17 protein-coding genes are annotated in these 18,529 nt (G+C 71.1%); 12 read left to right on the forward strand and 5 right to left on the reverse strand.

What is annotated here, in order from left to right; genetic code table 11:
- Positions 1-207 precede the first annotated feature (207 nt).
- Positions 208-1,149, reverse strand: a complete 942-nt coding sequence (locus DB32_RS20160; protein ID WP_053234277.1) for a nucleotidyltransferase family protein — start codon at positions 1,147-1,149, stop codon at positions 208-210.
- A 44-nt stretch (positions 1,150-1,193) separates the two neighbouring features.
- Here DB32_RS20160 and DB32_RS20165 point away from each other — a divergent pair, with 44 nt between their 5' ends.
- The 4 genes from DB32_RS20165 (at position 1,194) to DB32_RS46900 (ending at position 5,820) form a co-directional block, all read left to right on the forward strand.
- Positions 1,194-2,117 (forward strand): putative metal-binding motif-containing protein, encoded by a 924-nt coding sequence (locus DB32_RS20165; RefSeq protein ID WP_053234279.1) that lies wholly within the window; start codon positions 1,194-1,196, stop codon positions 2,115-2,117.
- A 112-nt stretch (positions 2,118-2,229) separates the two neighbouring features.
- Positions 2,230-4,374, forward strand: a complete 2,145-nt coding sequence (locus DB32_RS20170) for a TolB-like translocation protein (RefSeq protein WP_053234280.1) — start codon at positions 2,230-2,232, stop codon at positions 4,372-4,374.
- Positions 4,375-4,459: 85 nt separating this feature from the next.
- Entirely contained in the window at positions 4,460-5,419 is a 960-nt protein-coding gene (locus DB32_RS20175) for a putative metal-binding motif-containing protein (RefSeq protein WP_053234282.1), read from the forward strand.
- 32 nt (positions 5,420-5,451) lie between these two features.
- Positions 5,452-5,820: a lasso peptide biosynthesis B2 protein gene (locus DB32_RS46900; protein ID WP_169791494.1), complete on the forward strand. Its 369-nt coding sequence runs from the start codon at positions 5,452-5,454 to the stop codon at positions 5,818-5,820.
- Here DB32_RS46900 and DB32_RS20185 read toward each other — a convergent pair.
- The gene (locus DB32_RS20185; protein ID WP_075097564.1) at positions 5,776-6,810 is read right to left on the reverse strand and encodes a nucleotidyltransferase family protein; all 1,035 of its coding nucleotides are present in this window, start codon (positions 6,808-6,810) and stop codon (positions 5,776-5,778) included. The genes DB32_RS46900 and DB32_RS20185 overlap by 45 nt on opposite strands.
- 49 nt (positions 6,811-6,859) lie before the next feature.
- Between DB32_RS20185 and DB32_RS48360 the strand changes: the two genes are divergently transcribed.
- From DB32_RS48360 to DB32_RS20210, 4 genes are all read left to right on the forward strand, one after another.
- Positions 6,860-7,912, forward strand: coding sequence for a radical SAM protein (locus DB32_RS48360; RefSeq protein ID WP_053234290.1), 1,053 nt, complete (start codon positions 6,860-6,862; stop codon positions 7,910-7,912).
- Between the two features lie 102 nt (positions 7,913-8,014).
- Positions 8,015-10,066, forward strand: a complete 2,052-nt coding sequence (locus tag DB32_RS20200) for a TolB family protein (protein WP_157069217.1) — start codon at positions 8,015-8,017, stop codon at positions 10,064-10,066.
- 1 nt (position 10,067) lies between these two features.
- The gene (locus DB32_RS20205) at positions 10,068-10,352 is read left to right on the forward strand and encodes an HPr-rel-A system PqqD family peptide chaperone (RefSeq protein WP_053234292.1); all 285 of its coding nucleotides are present in this window, start codon (positions 10,068-10,070) and stop codon (positions 10,350-10,352) included.
- Positions 10,339-11,259: a phosphoenolpyruvate carboxykinase (ATP) gene (locus DB32_RS20210; RefSeq protein WP_053234293.1), complete on the forward strand. Its 921-nt coding sequence runs from the start codon at positions 10,339-10,341 to the stop codon at positions 11,257-11,259. The genes DB32_RS20205 and DB32_RS20210 overlap by 14 nt, the downstream gene beginning before the upstream one ends.
- Here the strand turns inward: DB32_RS20210 and DB32_RS20215 are convergent.
- Both DB32_RS20215 and DB32_RS20220 read right to left on the reverse strand, forming a co-directional pair.
- On the reverse strand, positions 11,243-11,515 hold the full coding sequence (locus DB32_RS20215) for a PqqD family protein (RefSeq protein ID WP_053234294.1): 273 nt from the start codon (positions 11,513-11,515) through the stop codon (positions 11,243-11,245). The genes DB32_RS20210 and DB32_RS20215 overlap by 17 nt on opposite strands.
- On the reverse strand, positions 11,512-13,161 hold the full coding sequence (locus tag DB32_RS20220; RefSeq protein WP_053234295.1) for an ATP-binding cassette domain-containing protein: 1,650 nt from the start codon (positions 13,159-13,161) through the stop codon (positions 11,512-11,514). Before DB32_RS20220 ends, DB32_RS20215 begins: the two co-directional genes overlap by 4 nt.
- A gap of 104 nt (positions 13,162-13,265) precedes the next feature.
- On the opposite strand from DB32_RS20220, the gene DB32_RS20225 reads away from it, so the two are divergent.
- Genes DB32_RS20225 through DB32_RS20240 form a run of 4 tightly spaced genes read left to right on the forward strand, consistent with a single transcriptional unit; the run spans position 13,266 to position 17,857 of the window.
- On the forward strand, positions 13,266-14,237 hold the full coding sequence (locus DB32_RS20225) for a UDP-glucuronic acid decarboxylase family protein (RefSeq protein ID WP_053234296.1): 972 nt from the start codon (positions 13,266-13,268) through the stop codon (positions 14,235-14,237).
- Complete coding sequence (locus tag DB32_RS20230) at positions 14,234-15,544, forward strand: UDP-glucose dehydrogenase family protein (RefSeq protein WP_053234297.1); 1,311 nt, start codon at positions 14,234-14,236, stop codon at positions 15,542-15,544. The genes DB32_RS20225 and DB32_RS20230 overlap by 4 nt, the downstream gene beginning before the upstream one ends.
- Positions 15,545-15,566: 22 nt before the next feature.
- Positions 15,567-16,850 (forward strand): nucleotide sugar dehydrogenase, encoded by a 1,284-nt coding sequence (locus DB32_RS20235; RefSeq protein WP_053234298.1) that lies wholly within the window; start codon positions 15,567-15,569, stop codon positions 16,848-16,850.
- The gene (locus DB32_RS20240) at positions 16,847-17,857 is read left to right on the forward strand and encodes an NAD-dependent epimerase (RefSeq protein ID WP_053234299.1); all 1,011 of its coding nucleotides are present in this window, start codon (positions 16,847-16,849) and stop codon (positions 17,855-17,857) included. Before DB32_RS20235 ends, DB32_RS20240 begins: the two co-directional genes overlap by 4 nt.
- On the opposite strand, the gene DB32_RS20245 is transcribed toward DB32_RS20240, so the two are convergent.
- Positions 17,845-18,486, reverse strand: a complete 642-nt coding sequence (locus DB32_RS20245) for a response regulator (RefSeq protein ID WP_053234300.1) — start codon at positions 18,484-18,486, stop codon at positions 17,845-17,847. The genes DB32_RS20240 and DB32_RS20245 overlap by 13 nt on opposite strands.
- Between the last annotated feature and the right edge of the window lie 43 nt (positions 18,487-18,529).

Raw genomic sequence — 18,529 nt, forward strand, 5'->3', positions numbered from 1 at the left:
CCCGCCGTCACGTGGCCTGCCTCCGCCACCCACCGGCTCGGTGCACCCCACGGACACGATCAGCGAGCACGAGACGAACGAGAACAGAAGTGAAGAACGCATTGAGCCCCCACGCGTCGAGTCGGGGGACGCTAATGGGGACGTCCACTCCGACGCAACCACAGAGACTGCCATCGCTCACGCAATCGGCACCAGTGGGGGCATTCGTTACAGCGCGGAAACACAGTGCGCGCCGGCGAGCACCGCGTCGCGCGCGGACGCGGTCACGCGCGTGCGCGGCCACACGACGCAGCGCTCGAGCGTGACGCCCTCGGCGACGCACGCGCGGGCGCCGATGGTCGTCTCGCGCAGCACGGCGCTCGCGCCGACGGTCGCGCTCGCGTGCACGGCCTCGCGCGCAGGATCGAGGCCCGGCCAGGCGAGCGCGCCGCGGAGCACGTCGAGATGCGCGGCGAGGTACTCGCGCGGCGTGCCCAGATCACGCCACGGCGCGCGCTCCACGTGCGCCGCGATGCGCGCGCCGCGCGCGAGCCACGGCACGTACCCGCGGCGGACGATGCACCCCTCGTCCGGCAGCTCGCGCAGCGCGCGACCCGAGAGCACGTGCACGCCGGTGAACATCGTCGCGCGCAGCGTTCCGTCGGGACGCGCGAGCATGCGGCGGACCGAGTGCTCCTCGTCGATCTCGATCGCACCGAAGCGCGCCGCGTCGGGATCCTCGCGGACGATCATCGTCGCGAGCGCACCGTTCGCGCGATGGAGCGCGATGGCCGCGTGCAGATCGGGCGCGAACGAGATGTCGCCGTTGAACGCGATCACCACGTCGTCGTCCGCGACCTCGCGCCCGAGCGCGCGCGACTGCACGGCGATCGCGTGCTTCACGCCGCCGCCGGTGCCGAGCAGCGTGCCCTCGTGCGCGAACCGCACCGCGAGCCCGTCGATGCGCGGCGCGCTCGCGACCTCCTCCTCCACGCGTTGCGCGAGATGGTGCGTGTTGAGCACGACGTCCGTGACGCCGGCGCGCCGCAGATGATCGAGCGCGAACCAGCAGAGCGGGCGATGGAACAGCGGCACGACGGGCTTGGGGAGCACGTCCGTGAGCGGCCGCAGTCGCGTCCCGAGCCCCGCGGCGAACACCATCGCGCGCATTCGTCGAACGGATATCACACGTTCGAGCGTAGACTGCGCTCGCAGTGCGTTGGCTCGCTCGGAGCTCGATCCTCCTCCTGCTGGTGCTCGTCCAGCCTGGTTGCGGAGACGACGACGGCGCCGTCCCGACGGACGCCGGGCTGATGGACGCGGCGTTTCCGCGCGACGCTGCGTCGCCGACGGATGCAGCGCCCGCTGGCGATGCGAGCGATCACGACGGCGGCGCGGATCCCGCCGAGTGCACGTCGGACGAGGACTGCTCGAACGCCGACGTGTGCGACGGAATCGAGCGCTGCGTCGACGAGGCATGCGTGCCGGGCGCCCAGCTCGGATGCTTCGACGGCGCCGAGTGCAGCTTCGACCTCTGCGAACCGTCGAGCGGCTGTGCGATGGTCGCGCCCGACACCGACGCGGACGGCGCGGACGACTGCAACGACTGCGCACCTGCCGATCCCGACGTGCGCCCGGGCGCGCTCGACGTCTGCAACGACCGCGACGACGACTGCGACCTCGCGATCGACGAAGACGGCATCGACGTGTACTTCGCCGACTGCGACGACGATGGCCACGCGCCGCGCGACGCGACGACGTACACCGGCTGCGCTGCGCCCGATCCGGCGACGACCGGCTGCGGCGCTGCCGGCGCGGCGTGGATCACGAACGCGCCGAGCGACCCGTCGTACGACTGCGACGACACCGACGCGCGCGCTCACTCGGGCCAGTCGGAGCTGTTCGCGTCGCCGCTGCTCCGGCACGTGACCGGCCTCGAGTTCGACTTCGACTGCGACGGCAGGATCACGTTCGAGAGCACGGCATCCGGGGAGTGCGCGAGCGTCGGGACCGGCTGCGAGCACACGCCCGGCTGGGCCACCGGCGTGCCCGTGTGCGGCGCGGAGGGCTCGTTCGTCGTGGGCTGCGACGCGGCATGCGGCGAGCGCCTGGAGATGCGTGTGCAGCGATGTCGCTGACTTCCCTGCGACGGTGTGAGCAGATTCGTCGCTCGGCACTGGATCCGGCGTAGCTCCCGTGCTTCCCTGATGGGGAGCTCGAATCGGCGGGATTCGCGCTCGGGAGGCCGTGATGTCGGGGCGACCGGAGCAGCGTGGACGGAAGAATGGCTGGTGGCTGCGCGCGTCGAGCGCTGCGTTGCTCGTCGGATGCTTCGGCGCTCCCGACGCGGGGGACCCAACGATCGACCCGCCCGTCGCGCCGCTGCCAGTCGTCGCGCTGATCGAGGGTGAGTACGACGGTCACGAGCTCACGTTCCGCACGCTCGAGCTCGACGAAAGCGAGCAGCTCGACGGCGTGGTCACGGCGCCGCTCGTCGACATCCCTTCGCGCTCGTGCACCACCGCGACGTGCACCGGCGGAAGCTACGTCGCGTTCTCCAACGTCGCGGGTGGCCGTGCGACGGTCACTCACGGCACGGCGGTCGGCACGTGGGACCCCACGCTCTGCGGTGCCGCCCCCGTGAGCCCGACGTCCGGCGTGTGCCAGCAGGTCCGGCTCCGGAACCTCTACGCGACGCAGATCGAGCGCGCGTACGCCGAGCTGATCTCGATCACGCCGACCGGTGCGACGACCAGCGTCAGCGTGCCCGCGCAGCCGTTCGCGGCGGTCCCCGATTTCTCGCTCGCGCCTGCGGTCAGCAACGGTCTCTGGCGCTTCGGAGAGATCGGGCGCAACGGCACCGCGACCACGAGCCCGACGACGCACTGGGTCTTCCACGGTGCGACGCCGCCGGGAACGGAGCTCACGTTCCGCTTCCTCGTGCAGGTGCGCGGGCACCTGGTGTCCCCGACGCGTCGCGCGAGCGTCGTCGGGAACGACGACCCCGCGACGGACTATCCGGCGCGCACCGCTGGCGCGACGGTCGGCGCATCGTCGATCGACATGTCCGCGGACGGCCGCTACGTCGTGTACACGACCGCGTCTTCGTCGCTGCACGGCCAGACGGGCGGTCAGTACGTCGTCCGCCACGACATGACGACGGGCGAGAGCGCTGTCGTCGAGCGCATCGACGGGACCGACACGATCGCGACCGGCTGCACGTCGACGAACCCGAGCATCTCCGATGATGGGAATCGCATCGCGTTCGAGAGCTCGGGCTGCGATCTCGTCGGGCTGGGCGCGACGAGCACGACCCAGGTCTACGTGCGCGACGTCGCCGCGCGGACGACCACGCTCGCGAGCGCCGACACCGCAGGTGGGTACGCGAACCAGGCTGCGACGAGCGCGCAAATCAGCGGGAACGGCCAGGTCGTGGTATTCCAGAGCAACGCGTTCGATCTCGTGGCGGGCACGCCCGCGTTCGAGTTCTTCGGGTTCCCGCTGTTCCGTCTGTGCGTCGACGCGTATCGCCGCGACCTCGCCGGGGGGACCACGACGCACGTGAGCGGACGCGCGGGCACGGCGCCCAACGCGGTCGCCGGATTCGCCGGCTGGGATGCCGCGAACGCCGGCGAAGCGCCCGACGTGAGCGCGGATGGAAGCGCCGTGGTCTTCCGCGGCTCGTGGGCGACCCTCGTGACGGGCGACACCAACAACGCGTCGGACGTCTACGTCTACCGCCACGGCGGCGCGACGACGAACGTCCATCGCGTCAGCCTCCGCCACAACAACACGCAGCTCAGTGCAGCGTCGGATCACCCGTCGATCTCCGCGGACGGCGCGTTCATCGCGTTCTCGTCGCTCGCGACGAACGTCTCGACGGGGACGCCGACGACGAGCGGCACTCGCCACGTCTATCGCCGCTCGTCGGCGAGCGGCGCGACGGCGAGTCGGACCGTCGAGCGCGTGACGGTGAGCCCGACCGAGGTGAACGGGACGGGTCCGTCGTTCGCGTCGCCGTGGCCGTCGCTCTCCCGCAACGGCCGCTTCGTCGGGTTCTGGAGCAGCTACACGAACCTCGCGTCGACGAGCTCGTTCCTCGTGAGCGGTACGCAGTACTACGTCTGCGACATGGGCTCGGCGGCGATCGAGCTCGAGCGTTGTTTCGTCGCGAGCACGTTCCAGCCGACGGCGACGAGCGCTTTCAGCATCCTCGGCGGTGCCACGGTCGGCGCGGGGCGCACCGCGATGGCGTGCGGCGACGAGGAGGAGGCCTGCTACGTCGCGTATCAGACCAATGGTGCCGGCTGGGCCGCCGTCGCGACGAGCGACCTCCAGGTGTTCGTGAGCCCGGTGAGCGATCCCCGCGCGCAGCTGCCCGCGCCCTCGCGCTGAGCGGGCCACACGGATCACGCGGGCCCGCCCGCGTCTGCTACATCGTCGCTGCTTCGACTGACGTCGCAACGCCGAGGGAGGCCCCATGTCGATCCGCACGCCAATCGTTCTCGCCGCGCTTCTCGCTCTCATCGCCGGCTGTGGAGACGACGACGCGCCCGCCACGCCCGACGGAGGGGCGGACGCCGGCGCGGTCGACGCCGCGCTCCCCCTCGACTCGGGTCCCGTCGACGCGGGATCCGACGACGCAGGCCCCAGCGACGGCGGGGGCACGGACAGCGGCTTCGACGGCGGCCCCTTCGACGGCGGCGGCTTCTGCACGACGGACGCCGAGTGCCAGAACGCCGATCGCTGCGATGGTGAGGAGCAGTGCGTCGACGGGATGTGCGCACCGTCCGAAGCGCCTCTGACGTGCGACGACCTCATGGACTGCACGACCGACAGCTGCGACGCAGCCACGGGATGCGTCTACACGCCCGTCGACGGTGACGGCGACGGCGACGGCGCGTGCACCGACTGCAACGACGCAGACCCGCTGCGCCACTCGGGTGCGACCGAGGCGTGCGACGCCGAGGACAACGACTGTGACGACGCGATCGACGAGATGCTCACCGGCACGTTCTATCCCGACTGCGACGGCGACGGCTGGGCCGTGGAGTCCGCGCCGAGCGTCGATGGCTGCACCGCCCCGACGCCGGGTGCGACCGGCTGCACGACCGCCTCGCCCGTGTGGACGTCGCGGCCGCCGCAGTTCGACGATTTCGACTGCGCCGATGGCGACACGCGAGCGCACACGGGGGTGACCGGGTTCTTCACGACGCCGGCGGTCGACGGGATCGTCGCGTTCGACTTCGACTGCGACTACAGCGAGACGCCGCAGTACGAAGCTCAGGGCTCGTGCGTCGGCTCGGCCGGAGCGTGCACCACGACGACGGGCTGGCAGTCCGCGACCGTTCCCGCGTGCGGCGCGTCGGCGGCGTTCATCGCGAGCTGCTCGGCGGCGTGTGCGCCGGTGATCGAGACGCGCACGCAGGGCTGCCGCTGATCGCGAAGGCCGTCCGGCGCGCCCGGTGCGCAGTGCGCTACGTCGCGCTGCGCATCGAGCTCGCGCACCGCTACCGCTCGGACCCGCTCGACGCGCTGCTCACCTCGCTCGATGGCTCGTCGCGACGCGTGCCCGCGACGCGAGAAGACGTCGCAGAAGCCATCAGGCTCGGAGAGCGGGTCGCGCGCCACTGGCCGGTCGGGTCGGACACGTGCCTCTTCCGAGCGCTCGCGCGGTACGCGCTGCTCCACGAAGCGGGGCACGCGCCGCGTTTCGTGATGGGGATCGACGAGGACGACGTCGCGAAAGGCCACGCGTGGGTCGAGCTCGCAGGCGTGCCGTTCCTCGAGCCTCGATCACCGCGCTTCCGGCGCACGCTCGAGCACCCGCCGCGCGCGTGACGCGAGACCCCGCGCGAGATGCGCGCCGAGCGAGCGCATGCCTGCGGGGAGCGAACGATTGAGCGCGTGGAGCGCGGGCACGGCGAGCGGCGCGTTGCCCGCGTGCGTCGCGAGCCAGAGCTCGGCGCTGCGTGCGACCAGCGCGCCCACGCGATCTCGGGGCAGCCTGGAGAGGACGTGCGCGGCGAACTCGTCGCCGCGGCGTGATGCAAGCGTAAGCGCGTACCGCGCCGCGCGCGCGAGCCCCCGCTCGAGGAGGTGCGACGCGACGTCGTCGGGCCGCATCGGGAGCGCGCGCGCGACGACCGCGAAGTCGCGTAGATGTCGCCGGTCGTGCGCGTTCGACCGGTTCCGCGCGAAGTGCGCCACGAGATGCGCGTAGAAGTCGTGGCGCTCGAGCATCCGGACCGGCCGTCCGAAGAGCGAGGACGCATCCGCCGCGCGCTCGACGAGATCGTCCGTATCGAGACGGAAGAGCTCGGGCTCGACCAGCGCCGTGTGGAGATCGAGGTCGAGCCGGAGATCTCTCGCGCGCAGCGTGGTCGCGACGGGGGAGCGCGCGATCTCTTCGAGCCCCGCGGCCGCGAGCGCGCGCTCCGCGACTCGCCGGTCGCGAGGCCTGACGAGGATGTCGACGTCCGACATCGGGCGCGGGGGCGCGCCCGATCCTTCCGAGAGCGCGGAGAGCACGACGCCCTTCAGAGCGACCGGCACGACGCCCACGACCGAGAGCGCGTCGGCGGCGCGCGCAAGGAGCTCGCGGCCCGCGACCACGGTCATCGCCGCAGCGATTTCGCGCTCGTCCATCGAACGATTGCCTCTCTTGACACAACTACGGGGTCCATGCAGAACGGGGCGACGATGCGCGAGGGGAAGAAGGCGGAGGAGCGCCGCGCGGCGCAGGACGCCCAGGCTCAGCCGACCGGTCGCAGGGCGTACGAGTCGCCGCGGATCGAGCGCCGCATTCCGATCGCTTCGAACACGCTGCAACCGACCTCGGGCACCGAGGACATCTTCGGTCCCGGCGAGGAGTGAGCGGGTGCAGCGCGTCGGGCTGCACCTGACGGACCGCTGCCAGCTCGACTGCGATCACTGCCTGCGTGACCCGGGCGCGCAGCCGGTCGACCTTCCGTTGTCGACGATCGCGGCCGTGCTCGCCGAGGCCGCCTCCGAGTTCGGGATCCGGCACGTCTCGCTGACGGGCGGCGAGCCGACGTTGCACCCCGAGCTCCCCGCGATCCTCGATCTCGCGGTCGCGTACGGCATGCGCTGGGACATGGTCTCGAACGGCCGCCGATTCGACCGTGTCGCCTGCTGGCTCGACGAAGTGCCGGCGCGACGAGATGCGTGTCGGTGGATCGCGTTGAGCCTCGATGGCGCCAGCGACGCCACGCACGACTCTCTCCGCGGCGCCGGGCAGCGACGCGAGGTGCTGAGCGCAGCGTCCGTCGCCGTCGCGCTCGGCGTGCCGTTCGGGATCACGACCACGGTCCACGCGCGAAACGTCGACGAGCTCGAGGCGATCGCCGAAGAGGCCGAGGCGCTCGGTGCCGGATGGGTCCGATTCGGCGCGATGCAGGCGACCGGCACACCGCTCGACGACGAGCTTCGCCTCGAGCCGGACGAGTGGCGCATCGTGGACGCGCGGGTGCGAGCGCTGCGCGCGCGCCGGTCCATCCCCGTGCTGACGACCACGGGTTGGCCGTCGGCGGACGAGCCCGGCGCACTGTGCGGTCCGCTCCGCGGTGACACCCTGCACGTCGACGTGCACGGCCGGCTGACGCTCTGCTGCCTGCACTCCCAGGTCCCGCACCAGGGTGTCGATCCGAGCGTCGCCGGCGACGTCGCGAGTGGGCTGCGCCTCGTCCGTGGAGCGCTCGCCGAGATCCAACGGAAAGCGATCCTCGCTCGCGCCGCGGATGACGATGCGGGCCCTTGGCGCCACCACGCCTGCAACTCGTGCCTGCGGCGGTTCGGCCGCCCTCACTGGTCGGTCGATGGCCGTGATGGACCGTCCGCCGAGCGGCCACGTTGGCGGGGTGCGCTACACCGCGTCAGGAGCGCGAAGCGCTCGCTTCCGGTGGCGCGCTGAGCACGCGCGCAGGCCGGGAACACCCTGCATCGAATTTTCTGTGAACGTGTTATGCTGGCGTGCAACTGGGGTTGGGTACCGGAGCGCCGGAGGGAGAATCGCATGCAACGTCACTCGTCGTGTCGCGCAGTCGCCGTGATCCTCGCGCTCGTCGGGCTTCCCGCCGGGCTCGTCGCGTGTGCGCCCGACGGAGCGGAGCCGACCCTGCCAGCCCCGGTCGAGGTCGACGACCTGCCGGTCATCCAGCTCATCGAAGGTGAGTTCGACGGCGAGGAGCTCAGCTATCGCTTCCTGACGCCGGATGGCCGCGTCGACGCGGACCCCATCGTGGGCGTCGCGGCGGAGCCGCTGGTCGACATCCCGTCCCAGTCGTGCACGACCACGTCTTGCACTGGCGGCGGCTACGTCGCGTTCTCGAACGTCGCGGGCCAGCGCGCGACGGTGATCAACGGCACGGTGACGTCGGGCTCGTGGGTCGCCGCGTGCGGCAGCCCGCCGACGGGCTCGCTCTCGGGGATCTGTCAGGGTGTGCGCCTGCGGAACCTCTACCCGGGCCAGCAGATCGAGCGCGCGTACGCCGAGCTCATCGAGCTCACGCCGAACGGCACCACGACGTCGGTCGAGATCGTCCCCAACGGGGCGCAGATCGCGACGCCGGACTTCGGCTTCGGCGAGCCGACCATCCCCAACGGGCTGTTCCGTTTCGGCGAGCTCGGTCGTGGGAGCAGCTCGATCGCGAACAGCGTCACGATGCGGTGGGCGTTCCGTGGCACGACGACCGGCACGGAGTTCACGTTCCGCTTCCTGGTGCAGGTGCGCGGGCTCCTCGTGACGCCGACGGTGCGCGCGAGCCTCAGCAACGGAGTGCGCGACAATCCTGGTGCGGGCGCCTACCCCTCGAACGCCGCGATCATCCCGACCGCTGGCCGTCCGATCGCGCTCTCCGCGAACGGCCAGTACGCCGCGTACGTCGTCGGTGCGATCGTCCATCGCAAGGACCTGAGCACCGGCTCGCTGTCGACCTTCGACGCCGGCTGCAGCGTGCTGAACCTCGACCTCTCGGACGATGGCGCGGTGCTGGCGTACGAGGCGGCCGGGTGCCTCGGACTGTCGCAGATCTACCGCTACGACTACGGTGTGGGAGGTACGCCTACACTGATTTCGACCGCGACGGGCGGCGGCGCGGGCAACCAGGCAAGCCGGCTCCCGCGGCTCAACAGCGATGGCACGGTCCTCGTGTTCCAGAGCCAGGCACGCAACCTCGCGGGCCAGACCGTCCCGAACGGTCGCGGGTGCCCGGACGTCTACCGTTACGACTCGACGACCGGCGAGATCCATCACGTGAGCGCGATCCGGGGCTCGGACTTCTACGCGCCGACGACGGCGCGCTACGCGCCGTGCGCCGCGACCGGCGATAGCGTTCGCTTCGCGGACGTGAGCGACGACGGACAGCGCATCGTGTTCGTCGGTGGTGGGCGGCTCGATCCGGCCGCGGACACCGACGCGGCGCCCGACGTGTACGTCTACGACCACAGCGAGTCGCTGACCGGCTCGGTCGTCGTGTACCCGGTCACGCCGGCCGTGACCGCGCCGTCGCACACCGCGATCTCCGGCGACGGCTCGGTCGTGGCGTTCTGCACGGACAGCTGTGGGCGTGTCGTGCGCGCGAGCTCGGCCGAGGGTGTCGGCGGGCTCGAGGTCGTGACCGCGAACCCGAGCGGGACCGCGGTGACTGCGGGCCCGAACACCTACGGCATCCCGACGCTCTCGCCGAGCGGCCGCTTCGTGGCCTTCCGCGGGAACGCCACCGCGGGTCTGGTTCCGCCGCAGAGCTGGTCCGGCTTCAGCGCGCCGGGGACGCAGATCTACGTCTGCGATACCGGGGCGCCGATCGCGACGCCCGCGGCGAACGACCTTCGCCGCTGTTGGGTGGCGAGCACGATTCAGCTGATGCCCGACACCGCGTTCGTTCCGCTCGCCGGTGCGGTTCAGAGCGGCGATCAGCGCCTCGGCCTCTCGTACCCGAGCGACACCGAGGCGGGCTACGTCGCCTACTACGCGACGCCGACGAATTGGGGCCCGCTGAGCACGAGCGGCCTGTTCGTCAGCCCGGTCGGAGATCCCCGCCCCCAGCAGCCCGTCGACGCGCGCTGACGTGACCCGCCGCTGGCGCGCCTCGACGCGCGCGATCCACACGAAGCTGCCGCGAGGTGGGGTCGTCCTCGACCCTGCCTCGAAGGCGTACTTCACGCTGAACGAGACGGGCGAGGCGCTGTGGTCCGCGCTGAGCGCGCCCGCGACGCTCGAGGAGCTCGCGAGCATGCTGGCCCGCGAGTTCGAAGTGGGCTTCGAGACTGCACGCACGGATGTCGAGAGCTGGCTCGCGGAGCTGCACGAGCTCGGACTGATCGACGTCGTCGGCTCGGATGTCGCGGGGTGAAGCTCGCCTCGGCGCGCTGAGCGTCGCGTGGGACGTGCCCGACGCGCTCCCGGGCGCGACGGGCGGGCTCGAACATCTGCCCGCCACGACGCGCTCCGATGACGTCGCGACGTTTCCGTGGATCGTGGACCGAGGCCCGGTCGGCATCGCGCCCGAGCGTTACGCGGCGTTCTACGGCCCTGTCCGCCTCGTCTTCGAGCCCTTCGACGCAGTGCGCGTGTGGAGCCCGAGCGCCGATCTGCGGGTCACGCCGAAAGGACTGCGTGGCCGCGCAGAGGGACCGTGCGCGCTCGCAGCATCGATTGCACTGCACGTGGTGGCTGCACACGGCGGGCTCGCTCACGCCCACGCGGCCGTCGTGTGCCTCGACGGAGCGACGTTGCTCATGCCGGGCGGGTCGGGATCGGGGAAGACGAGCGCGGCGCTCGCGGTCGCTCGCGGAGGCGGCGTGCTGGTGTGCGACGACGCCGCGTACGTCGATGTGGACCGCGTCGTGTGGCCCGTCCGGCGCCCTCCTCACGTCAGCGACACGACGCTCGCGGCGCATCCCGATCTCGATGTCCTCGGGGCCGTCTTCGATGGGAGCGTCTCCAAGTTCCGCGCACGGCTTCCGGACCCGCGCGACGCACCGCCCGCGCGGATCGACGCGGTCGTGCTGCCGACGATCGATCGAGGCGCGAGGACTTCCATCGAGCCCGTCGAGGCAGCTGCCGTCTTCGCGACGCTGCTCGGATCGAGCGCGCTCGCGGTGGTGCCTGGGGCGCCGCATCGCGACGCGATGATCGATATCCTCGCGGACCTCGCGGCAGTCCCTGCCGCGCGACTCGTCGCCGGCCCGGACGCCCTCCTCGATCCGCTGGTGATCGCGCGCGCGCTGCGGGCGTGGCTCGCTACGCGTCCTCGCTGAGCACTCGTTCGCGCACGAGGTCGAGAACGAACGCGCGGACGTCGCGACGCACGACCTCACGGTCCGCGTCGAGCTCGCTCGCCACGACCTCGACGATCTCACCGAGCGTGCGCCCGTCGGCGAGCTCGACGACGCGCGCGCCCACCTCGTTGAGCACGCGCGTCTCGAGACCGGGCAGCGTGACGACCACCATGCGGCCAGCGACGCGGCGCGCGACGGCGCGGGCGGCAAGCCTGAGCTTCGCGTGCTCGTTCATGCGCTCGTCGCCTCGCGGCCGCGCTCGTCCAGCGTCGCTCCATCATCGCCGGGAACGACTTCGACGATGCGATCGCACGCGCCCAGGAGCGCTGCGCGATGCGTCGCGACCAGCACCGTGCATCGACCGGAAGACTCGCGCAGCAACGCCGCGATCTCACGCTCGAGCGCGACGTCGAGCGCCGACGTCGGCTCGTCGAGCACGAGCAAGCTCGGCTCGGCGGCGAGCGCGCGAGCGAGCGCGACGCGCTGACGTTCACCGCTCGAGAGCCCCTCCCCTCCCTCGCCGAGCACGCGGTCGAGGCCCCGCGTGACGACGCTCGACGCTCGGGCGCGTGCGAGCGCGTCGAGCAGCGCGTCGTCTGCGATGTCCGAGCTTCCGTACGCGACGTTCTCGCGGAGGGTCCCAGCGAACAGCAGCGGCTCGGCGGTGACGAGCCCGAGTCGTCCGCCGCGGCCAGCCCACAGCGCGGGCGCCGCACCATCGATGGACACCCGCCCTTGCGAGGGCTCGATCACACCGAGCAACGTGCGCAGCAGCGTCGTCTTGCCGATGCCGCTCGGGCCGACGAGCGCGACGACCTGTCCAGGCGCGACCTGGAGGCTGACGTCGCGCAGCACCACACGTTCGCCGATCTCGACCCGTACGGACTCCAGCGAGAGCGCGCACGGCGGGCTGCTCGCTCGGTGCGACGGTGTGGCTCCCGCCGTCTCGAGCGGCACCTCGCGAGCGATCTCCTCCAGCGCCGGGCCCGCCGCGGACAACGCGCCGATCGCGTGGCCGGCGGCGGTCAGCGACGACGCGAGCCGCACGAGCGCATACAGCATCGCGACGAGGTCCGGCAGCGCGACACCCGACACGAGCCCGAGGCTGGCGAGCACGCCGATCGCCAAGAGCGCCGGCAGCAGCGGCGACGCGCTGGCGAGCGCGCTCGCTGCCGCCACGCGCCGCTGTTCGTCCGCGTGCGCGTCGACTTCGCGTGCGAGCCGCGCGCGCTCGATCGATACGGTCCTGAGCGCCCGGATCTCCCACGCGCGTCGCGTCGCGCGCTCGAGCGTCGCCGCGATGCGGCGCTGCGCCGGCGCGAGCCCGCGCGCGATGCGGCGCACGCGGCGCGCGAGCACCGCCGCGATCGCCCCACTCGCCGCGAGGACGCCGATCATCGCGAGCCCGACCGACGGTGCCTTCGCGATGACGAGCGCACCGAGACACACGGCTTGGACCGACCACGCGACCAACCCAACGGATGCCTGCCGTGCCTGTGCCGCGCGAGGCACGCGCTCGACCCATCGCGAGAGCACGTCGGTCGCGGGCTCGAGACCGCGAGCATCGGCACGCAACGCCACGTCCAGGCCCACTCGTCGCAGCGCGCGCGACGCCTCGATCGCGCTCGTCCCGGTGAGGTGGTGGATCGCGATCCCCACGCAGGCTCTCGCCGCCGCCGCCACACCGAGCGCGAGCGCGATCGTCCAGAGCTCGGCGATCGACGCTGCGTCCTCCGAGGCGCCCCGCGCGAGCCCGGCGAATGCCAGCGCGAGCCCGATCTCCGCCGCGGCGCCGAGCGCGCCGAGCGCGCCAGCGCGCGCCCATTCGCCACGCGCCCCACCGAGCCGTCGCAGCGTCGCGAACGTCGTTCCGATGCTCACACGCGCCCTCTCGGCTCTCCGACGAACTCCCTCGACCGCATTCGCAGAGGACATATACGCTGGTTGCAGAGCCCGCCGGCAGCGTCTACGAAACCCGCTGATTCATGACCAAGCGCGCCCTCGTCACCGGCGGAGCCGGGTTCGTCGGGTCGCACCTCTGTGACCGACTCCTCGAGCTCGGTCACGAGGTCGTCGCCCTCGACAACTTCTACACCGGCACCCGCGACAACCTCACGCATCTCCGGTCGCACGCGCGCTTCTCGCTCGTCGAGCAGGACGTGATCGAGCCGCTGCCCGCGCTCGGCGGTCGCTTCGACTGGGTGTTCAACCTCGCCTGCCCGGCGTCCCCGCCGCACTACCAGCGCGATCCGATCTTCACGACGAAGACGAGCTTCCTCGGGACGCTCCACGGTCTCGAGCGCGCGAGCGCGGACGGCGCGCGCTTCTTCCAGGCCTCGACGTCCGAGGTCTACGGTGACCCCGAGGTGCACCCGCAGCCCGAGACCTACCGCGGCTCGGTCAACACGCTGGGACCGCGCGCCTGCTACGACGAGGGCAAGCGCGTCGCGGAGTCGCTCTGCATGGACTTCCATCGCACGCGCGGCCTCGAGGTGCGCATCGTGCGCATCTTCAACACGTACGGCCCGCGCATGGATCCGAATGACGGGCGCGTCGTGAGCAACTTCATCGTGCAGGCGCTGCGAGGCGAGCCGCTCACGGTCTACGGCGAGGGCAAGCAGACGCGCAGCTTCTGCTTCGTCAGCGATCTGATCGACGGCTTCCTCCTCTTGATGCAGCACCCCGACACGACGGGTCCCGTCAACATCGGCAACGACGGCGAGTTCACGATGCTCGAGCTCGCCGAGCTCGTCCGCGAGCTCACCGGCAGCCGATCGCCGATCGTCCATCGCCCGCTGCCCGCGGACGATCCGACGCAGCGCCGTCCGGATCTCACGGTCGCGCGCGAGCGCCTCGGGTTCCGTCATCGCGTGCCGCTTCGCGAAGGGCTCGCGCGCACCATCGAGTACTTCGCGCGGCACACCAGCGAGCCGCAGCGATCGGAGGCTTCGGCATGAAGGTCTGCATGGTCGGCACGGGTTACGTCGGCCTCGTCAGCGGCGCGGGGTTCGCCGAGACGGGCGCGACGGTCGTGTGCGCCGACATCGATGCGACGAAGATCGCGAAGCTCCGCGCCGGTGAGATGCCGATCTTCGAGCCGGGCCTCGACGAGCTCGTCGCGCGCAACGTCGCCGAGGGCCGTCTCGCGTTCTCCGACGACGTGCCGACGTCGATCGCGAACGCCCAGGTGATCTTCATCGGTGTCGGCACGCCGATGCGCCCCGACGGCGGCGCGGATCTGAGCGCGGTCGACGCGGTCGCGCTCGCGGTCGCACAGCACGCCACGCGCGAGTGCGTGCTCGTCTGCAAGAGCACCGTGCCCGTCGGAACGAACGTGCGCGTGAAGCGCCTCGTGCGTGAAGCGCCGCACGCGGTGCACGTCGTGTCGAACCCCGAGTTCCTCAAGGAAGGCGACGCGGTCAACGACTTCCTGCGGCCCGATCGCATCGTCGTGGGCGTCGACCCCGAGGATCAGTTCGCGCGCGATGTGATGGCGCGCCTCTATCACCCGCTGTGTCTCGATCGCGATCGCATCGTGTGGATGGATCCCGCGAGCGCCGAGCTGACGAAGTACGTCGCGAACACGATGCTCGCGATGCGCATCTCGTTCATGAACGAGATCGCCGCGCTCTGCGAGAAGGTCGGCGCGGACGTGCACCAGGTGCGCCTCGGCGTCGGCACCGACGCGCGCATCGGGCCCAAGTTCCTCTACGCGGGCCCGGGGTACGGCGGCTCGTGCTTCCCGAAGGACGTGAACGCGCTGGTGCACACCGGGCGCGAGCACGGGCTCGAGCTCGATCTCGCGGTCGCGACGGAGCTCGTGAACCAGCGCCAGAAGGGCGTGCTCTTCCGCAAGCTGCGGCACCACTTCGAAGGCGACGTGCGAGGGCGTCGCGTCGCGCTGTGGGGCATCGCGTTCAAGCCGCGCACCGACGACATCCGGGACAGCGCCGCGCTCACGCTGATCGACGCGCTGCTCGCCGACGGCGCGCACGTCGTCGCGCACGATCCCGAGGGCCTCGACAACGCGCGCGCTCGCTACGGCGATCGCGTCGAGCTCGCGACCGATCCGTACGCGGCCGCGAAAGACGCCGAGGCGCTCGTGCTGGTCACGGAGTGGGGCCAGTATCGCAACCCCGACTTCGAGCGCCTGCGCACCACCATGCGCCGGCCTCTGCTCCTCGACGGGCGCAACATCTGGTCGACGTACCAGCTCGGCCAGATGGGCTTCACTTACGAGGGGATCGGCGTCCGCGCCGGCTGACATGAGAGAGCGAGCAGGGAGCATGAAGAGCAACGAGAAGATCGTCGTCGTCGGCCTCGGCTACGTGGGCCTGCCGGTCGCGCTCGCGTTCGCCCGACAGTTCGAGGGCGTCGTCGGGTTCGACATCAGCCAGCGCCGCATCGACGAGCTGGTGAAGGGCATCGATCGCACGAACGAGGTCGATCCCGCGGAGCTCAAGCGCTCCACGATCCGCTTCACCGCGGACCCCGCGACGATCACCGACGGCACGTTCTTCGTCGTCACCGTTCCCACGCCGATCGACGAGAACCGTCAGCCCGATCTCACGCCGGTCGTGAAGGCGTCGGAGAGCGTCGGGAAGCTGCTCAAGCCGGGCGCGATCGTCGTCTACGAGTCGACGGTGTACCCCGGGGTCACCGAGGACATCTGCGCGCCGATCCTGCAGCGCGTCTCGGGCCTCTCGCGCGATCAGTTCCGGCTCGGCTATTCGCCCGAGCGCATCAACCCGGGCGACAAGCAGCACACGCTCGAGACGACGACGAAGGTCGTGTCGGGCGAGGACGCGGAGACGCTCGAGCGCGTCGCGAAGGCGTACGAGGCGATCATCCCGGCGGGCGTTCACCGCGCGCCGTCGATCAAGGTCGCGGAGGCCGCGAAGGTCATCGAGAACACGCAGCGCGATCTCAACATCGCGTTGATGAACGAGCTCGCGCTCATCTTCGATCGGCTCGGCATCCGGACGCGCGACGTGCTCGAGGCGGCGGGCACGAAGTGGAACTTCCTCAAGTTCCAGCCCGGTCTCGTCGGCGGTCACTGCATCGGCGTCGATCCGTACTACCTGACGTCGAAGGCGCAGTCGGTCGGCTACCACCCCGAGGTCATCCTCGCGGGCCGTCGCATCAACGACGGCATGGGCGCGTACATCGCGCAGCGCACCGTGAAGCTCCTGATCGGCGCGGGCGTCGCGGTGAAGGGCGCGAAGGTCGGCATCCTCGGCCTCACGTTCAAGGAGAACGTCCCCGATCTCCGCAACAGCCGCGTGCCCGACATCATCGCGGAGCTGAAGCAGTTCGGCGTCGAGCCGCTGATCCACGATCCGCGCGCCGAAGCGGAAGAGGCGCAGCACGAGTACGGTCTCGAGCTCTCGTCGCTCGAGAAGTTCCGCGACCTCGACGTGCTCATCCTCGCGGTGGCGCACCGCGAGTACCTCGAGCTCTCGGGCCCCGCGATCTCGCGTCACGTGCGCGACGGCGGCATCGTCGTCGACGTGAAGAGCGCGCTCGACGCGAGCAAGCTGCCCCGCGGTCTCACGTACTGGTGCCTGTGACCAAGTACCTCGTCACCGGCGCTGCGGGGTTCATCGGGTTCCACACGTCGTTGCGGTTGCTCGAGCGCGGCGACGAGGTCGTCGGGCTCGACAACGTCAACGACTACTACGACCCGACGCTCAAGGAAGCGCGCCTCGCGCGCCTCGAAGGGCGACCCGGGTTTCGCTTCGTCCGCGGGGACATCGCGGATCGCGAGCTCGTGCCCGCGCTCTTCGCGAAGGAGCGCTTCGACGTCGTCATCAACCTCGCGGCGCAGGCGGGCGTGCGGTACTCGCTCGTCAACCCGCACGCGTACGTCGACGCGAACGTCGTCGGGTTCGTGAACATCCTCGAGGGCTGCCGTCATCACGGCGTGAAGCACCTCGCGTATGCGTCGTCGAGCTCGGTCTACGGCGCGAACACCGAGATGCCGTTCTCGGTGCACCAGAACGTCGATCACCCGCTGAGCCTCTACGCCGCGACGAAGAAGGCGAACGAGCTCATGGCCCACACGTACAGCCATCTGTACGGGCTGCCGACGACGGGTCTGCGCTTCTTCACGGTCTACGGCCCGTGGGGTCGCCCGGACATGGCGCTCTTCCTCTTCACGAAGGCGATCCTCGAGGGGCGTCCGATCGACGTGTTCAACCACGGGCGCATGCGCCGCGACTTCACGTACGTCGACGACATCGTCGAGGGCGTGGTGCGCATCGCGGATCGCACCGCGCAGCGCAACCCCGAGTGGTCGGGCGCGCGGCCCGATCCCGGATCGAGCGCAGCGCCGTGGCGCGTCTACAACATCGGCAACCACGAGCCGGTCGAGCTCATGAAGCTGATCGAGGTGCTCGAGGAGAAGCTCGGCAAGAAGGCCGAAAAGCGCTTCCTCGACATGCAGCCCGGCGACGTGCCCGCGACGTACGCGGACGTCGAGGACCTCGAGCGCGACGTGGAGTTCAAGCCCGCGACGACCATCGAGGTGGGGATCTCGAGGTTCGTCGACTGGTACCGCGAGTTCTATCGCGCCTGATCGGTGGCGAGCAGCCCCGCCCGCAGCTCGTCGTCGAGCCGCGACAGGTCGAGCAGGACCTTTCCTTCGTGGCGCGCGGCCACCGCGTCCGCCGGGACGAACGTCGGTCCGAGGCGCTCGACGTGCGCGACGAAGCCCTCGTCGCGCACGAGCTGCACGAGCCCGAGCGAGTCGCCGCCGTCGCGCAGGAAGACACGGTCGGCGACCCGCGCGCGCACGCGCCTCGGCGCGGCGTCGTCGGGCAGGACCAGCGAGCCCAGCGTCGTCACCACGTGCTCGTACCCGCTCGGCTTCTCGATCACCGCGTCGAAGGTCTCGTCGAGGGACGCGCGCGAGAGCGAGGGCGGCGCGAGCGCCACCACGAACACGCCTTGGAGATCCGGCTGCGCGCGCAGCTCGCGAGCGAGCGCACGTCCGCCGTCGTCCGGGAGCTCGACGTCGGTGATCACGTAGTCCGGCACCGCGTCGGCGAGCACCACCCTCGCCTGCTCCGCGCCATCGCACGCGATCACCTCGGCGCCCGCGAGCTGGAGGATCTGCACGCCGAGCGCGCGGAGCGGCTCGTCGTTCTCGACGAGCATCACCGTCTTCCACGCCAGCGGGGCTGGCTCTCGATCGCCGTTCGTCATCGCTGTCCTCCTCGTGCGACGAGCGCGGGGCTCCGCGGGGTCG

Source organism: Sandaracinus amylolyticus (genome assembly GCF_000737325.1).
Classification (GTDB): domain Bacteria; phylum Myxococcota_A; class Polyangia; order Polyangiales; family Sandaracinaceae; genus Sandaracinus; species Sandaracinus amylolyticus.

Bases quoted from the DNA above. Each gene is read 5' to 3' on its own strand.
- DB32_RS20235 (WP_053234298.1), top strand. From the start codon at position 15,567: ATGAAGAGCAACGAGAAGATCGTCGTCGTCGGCCTCGGCTACGTGGGC.
- DB32_RS20230 (WP_053234297.1), top strand. From the start codon at position 14,234: ATGAAGGTCTGCATGGTCGGCACGGGTTACGTCGGCCTCGTCAGCGGC.
- DB32_RS20200 (WP_157069217.1), top strand. From the start codon at position 8,015: ATGCAACGTCACTCGTCGTGTCGCGCAGTCGCCGTGATCCTCGCGCTC.
- DB32_RS20225 (WP_053234296.1), top strand. From the start codon at position 13,266: ATGACCAAGCGCGCCCTCGTCACCGGCGGAGCCGGGTTCGTCGGGTCG.
- DB32_RS20170 (WP_053234280.1), top strand. From the start codon at position 2,230: ATGTCGGGGCGACCGGAGCAGCGTGGACGGAAGAATGGCTGGTGGCTG.
- DB32_RS20245 (WP_053234300.1), bottom strand. From the start codon at position 18,486: ATGACGAACGGCGATCGAGAGCCAGCCCCGCTGGCGTGGAAGACGGTG.
- DB32_RS20215 (WP_053234294.1), bottom strand. From the start codon at position 11,515: ATGAACGAGCACGCGAAGCTCAGGCTTGCCGCCCGCGCCGTCGCGCGC.
- DB32_RS20210 (WP_053234293.1), top strand. From the start codon at position 10,339: ATGTCGCGGGGTGAAGCTCGCCTCGGCGCGCTGAGCGTCGCGTGGGAC.
- DB32_RS20175 (WP_053234282.1), top strand. From the start codon at position 4,460: ATGTCGATCCGCACGCCAATCGTTCTCGCCGCGCTTCTCGCTCTCATC.
- DB32_RS20160 (WP_053234277.1), bottom strand. From the start codon at position 1,149: ATGCGCGCGATGGTGTTCGCCGCGGGGCTCGGGACGCGACTGCGGCCG.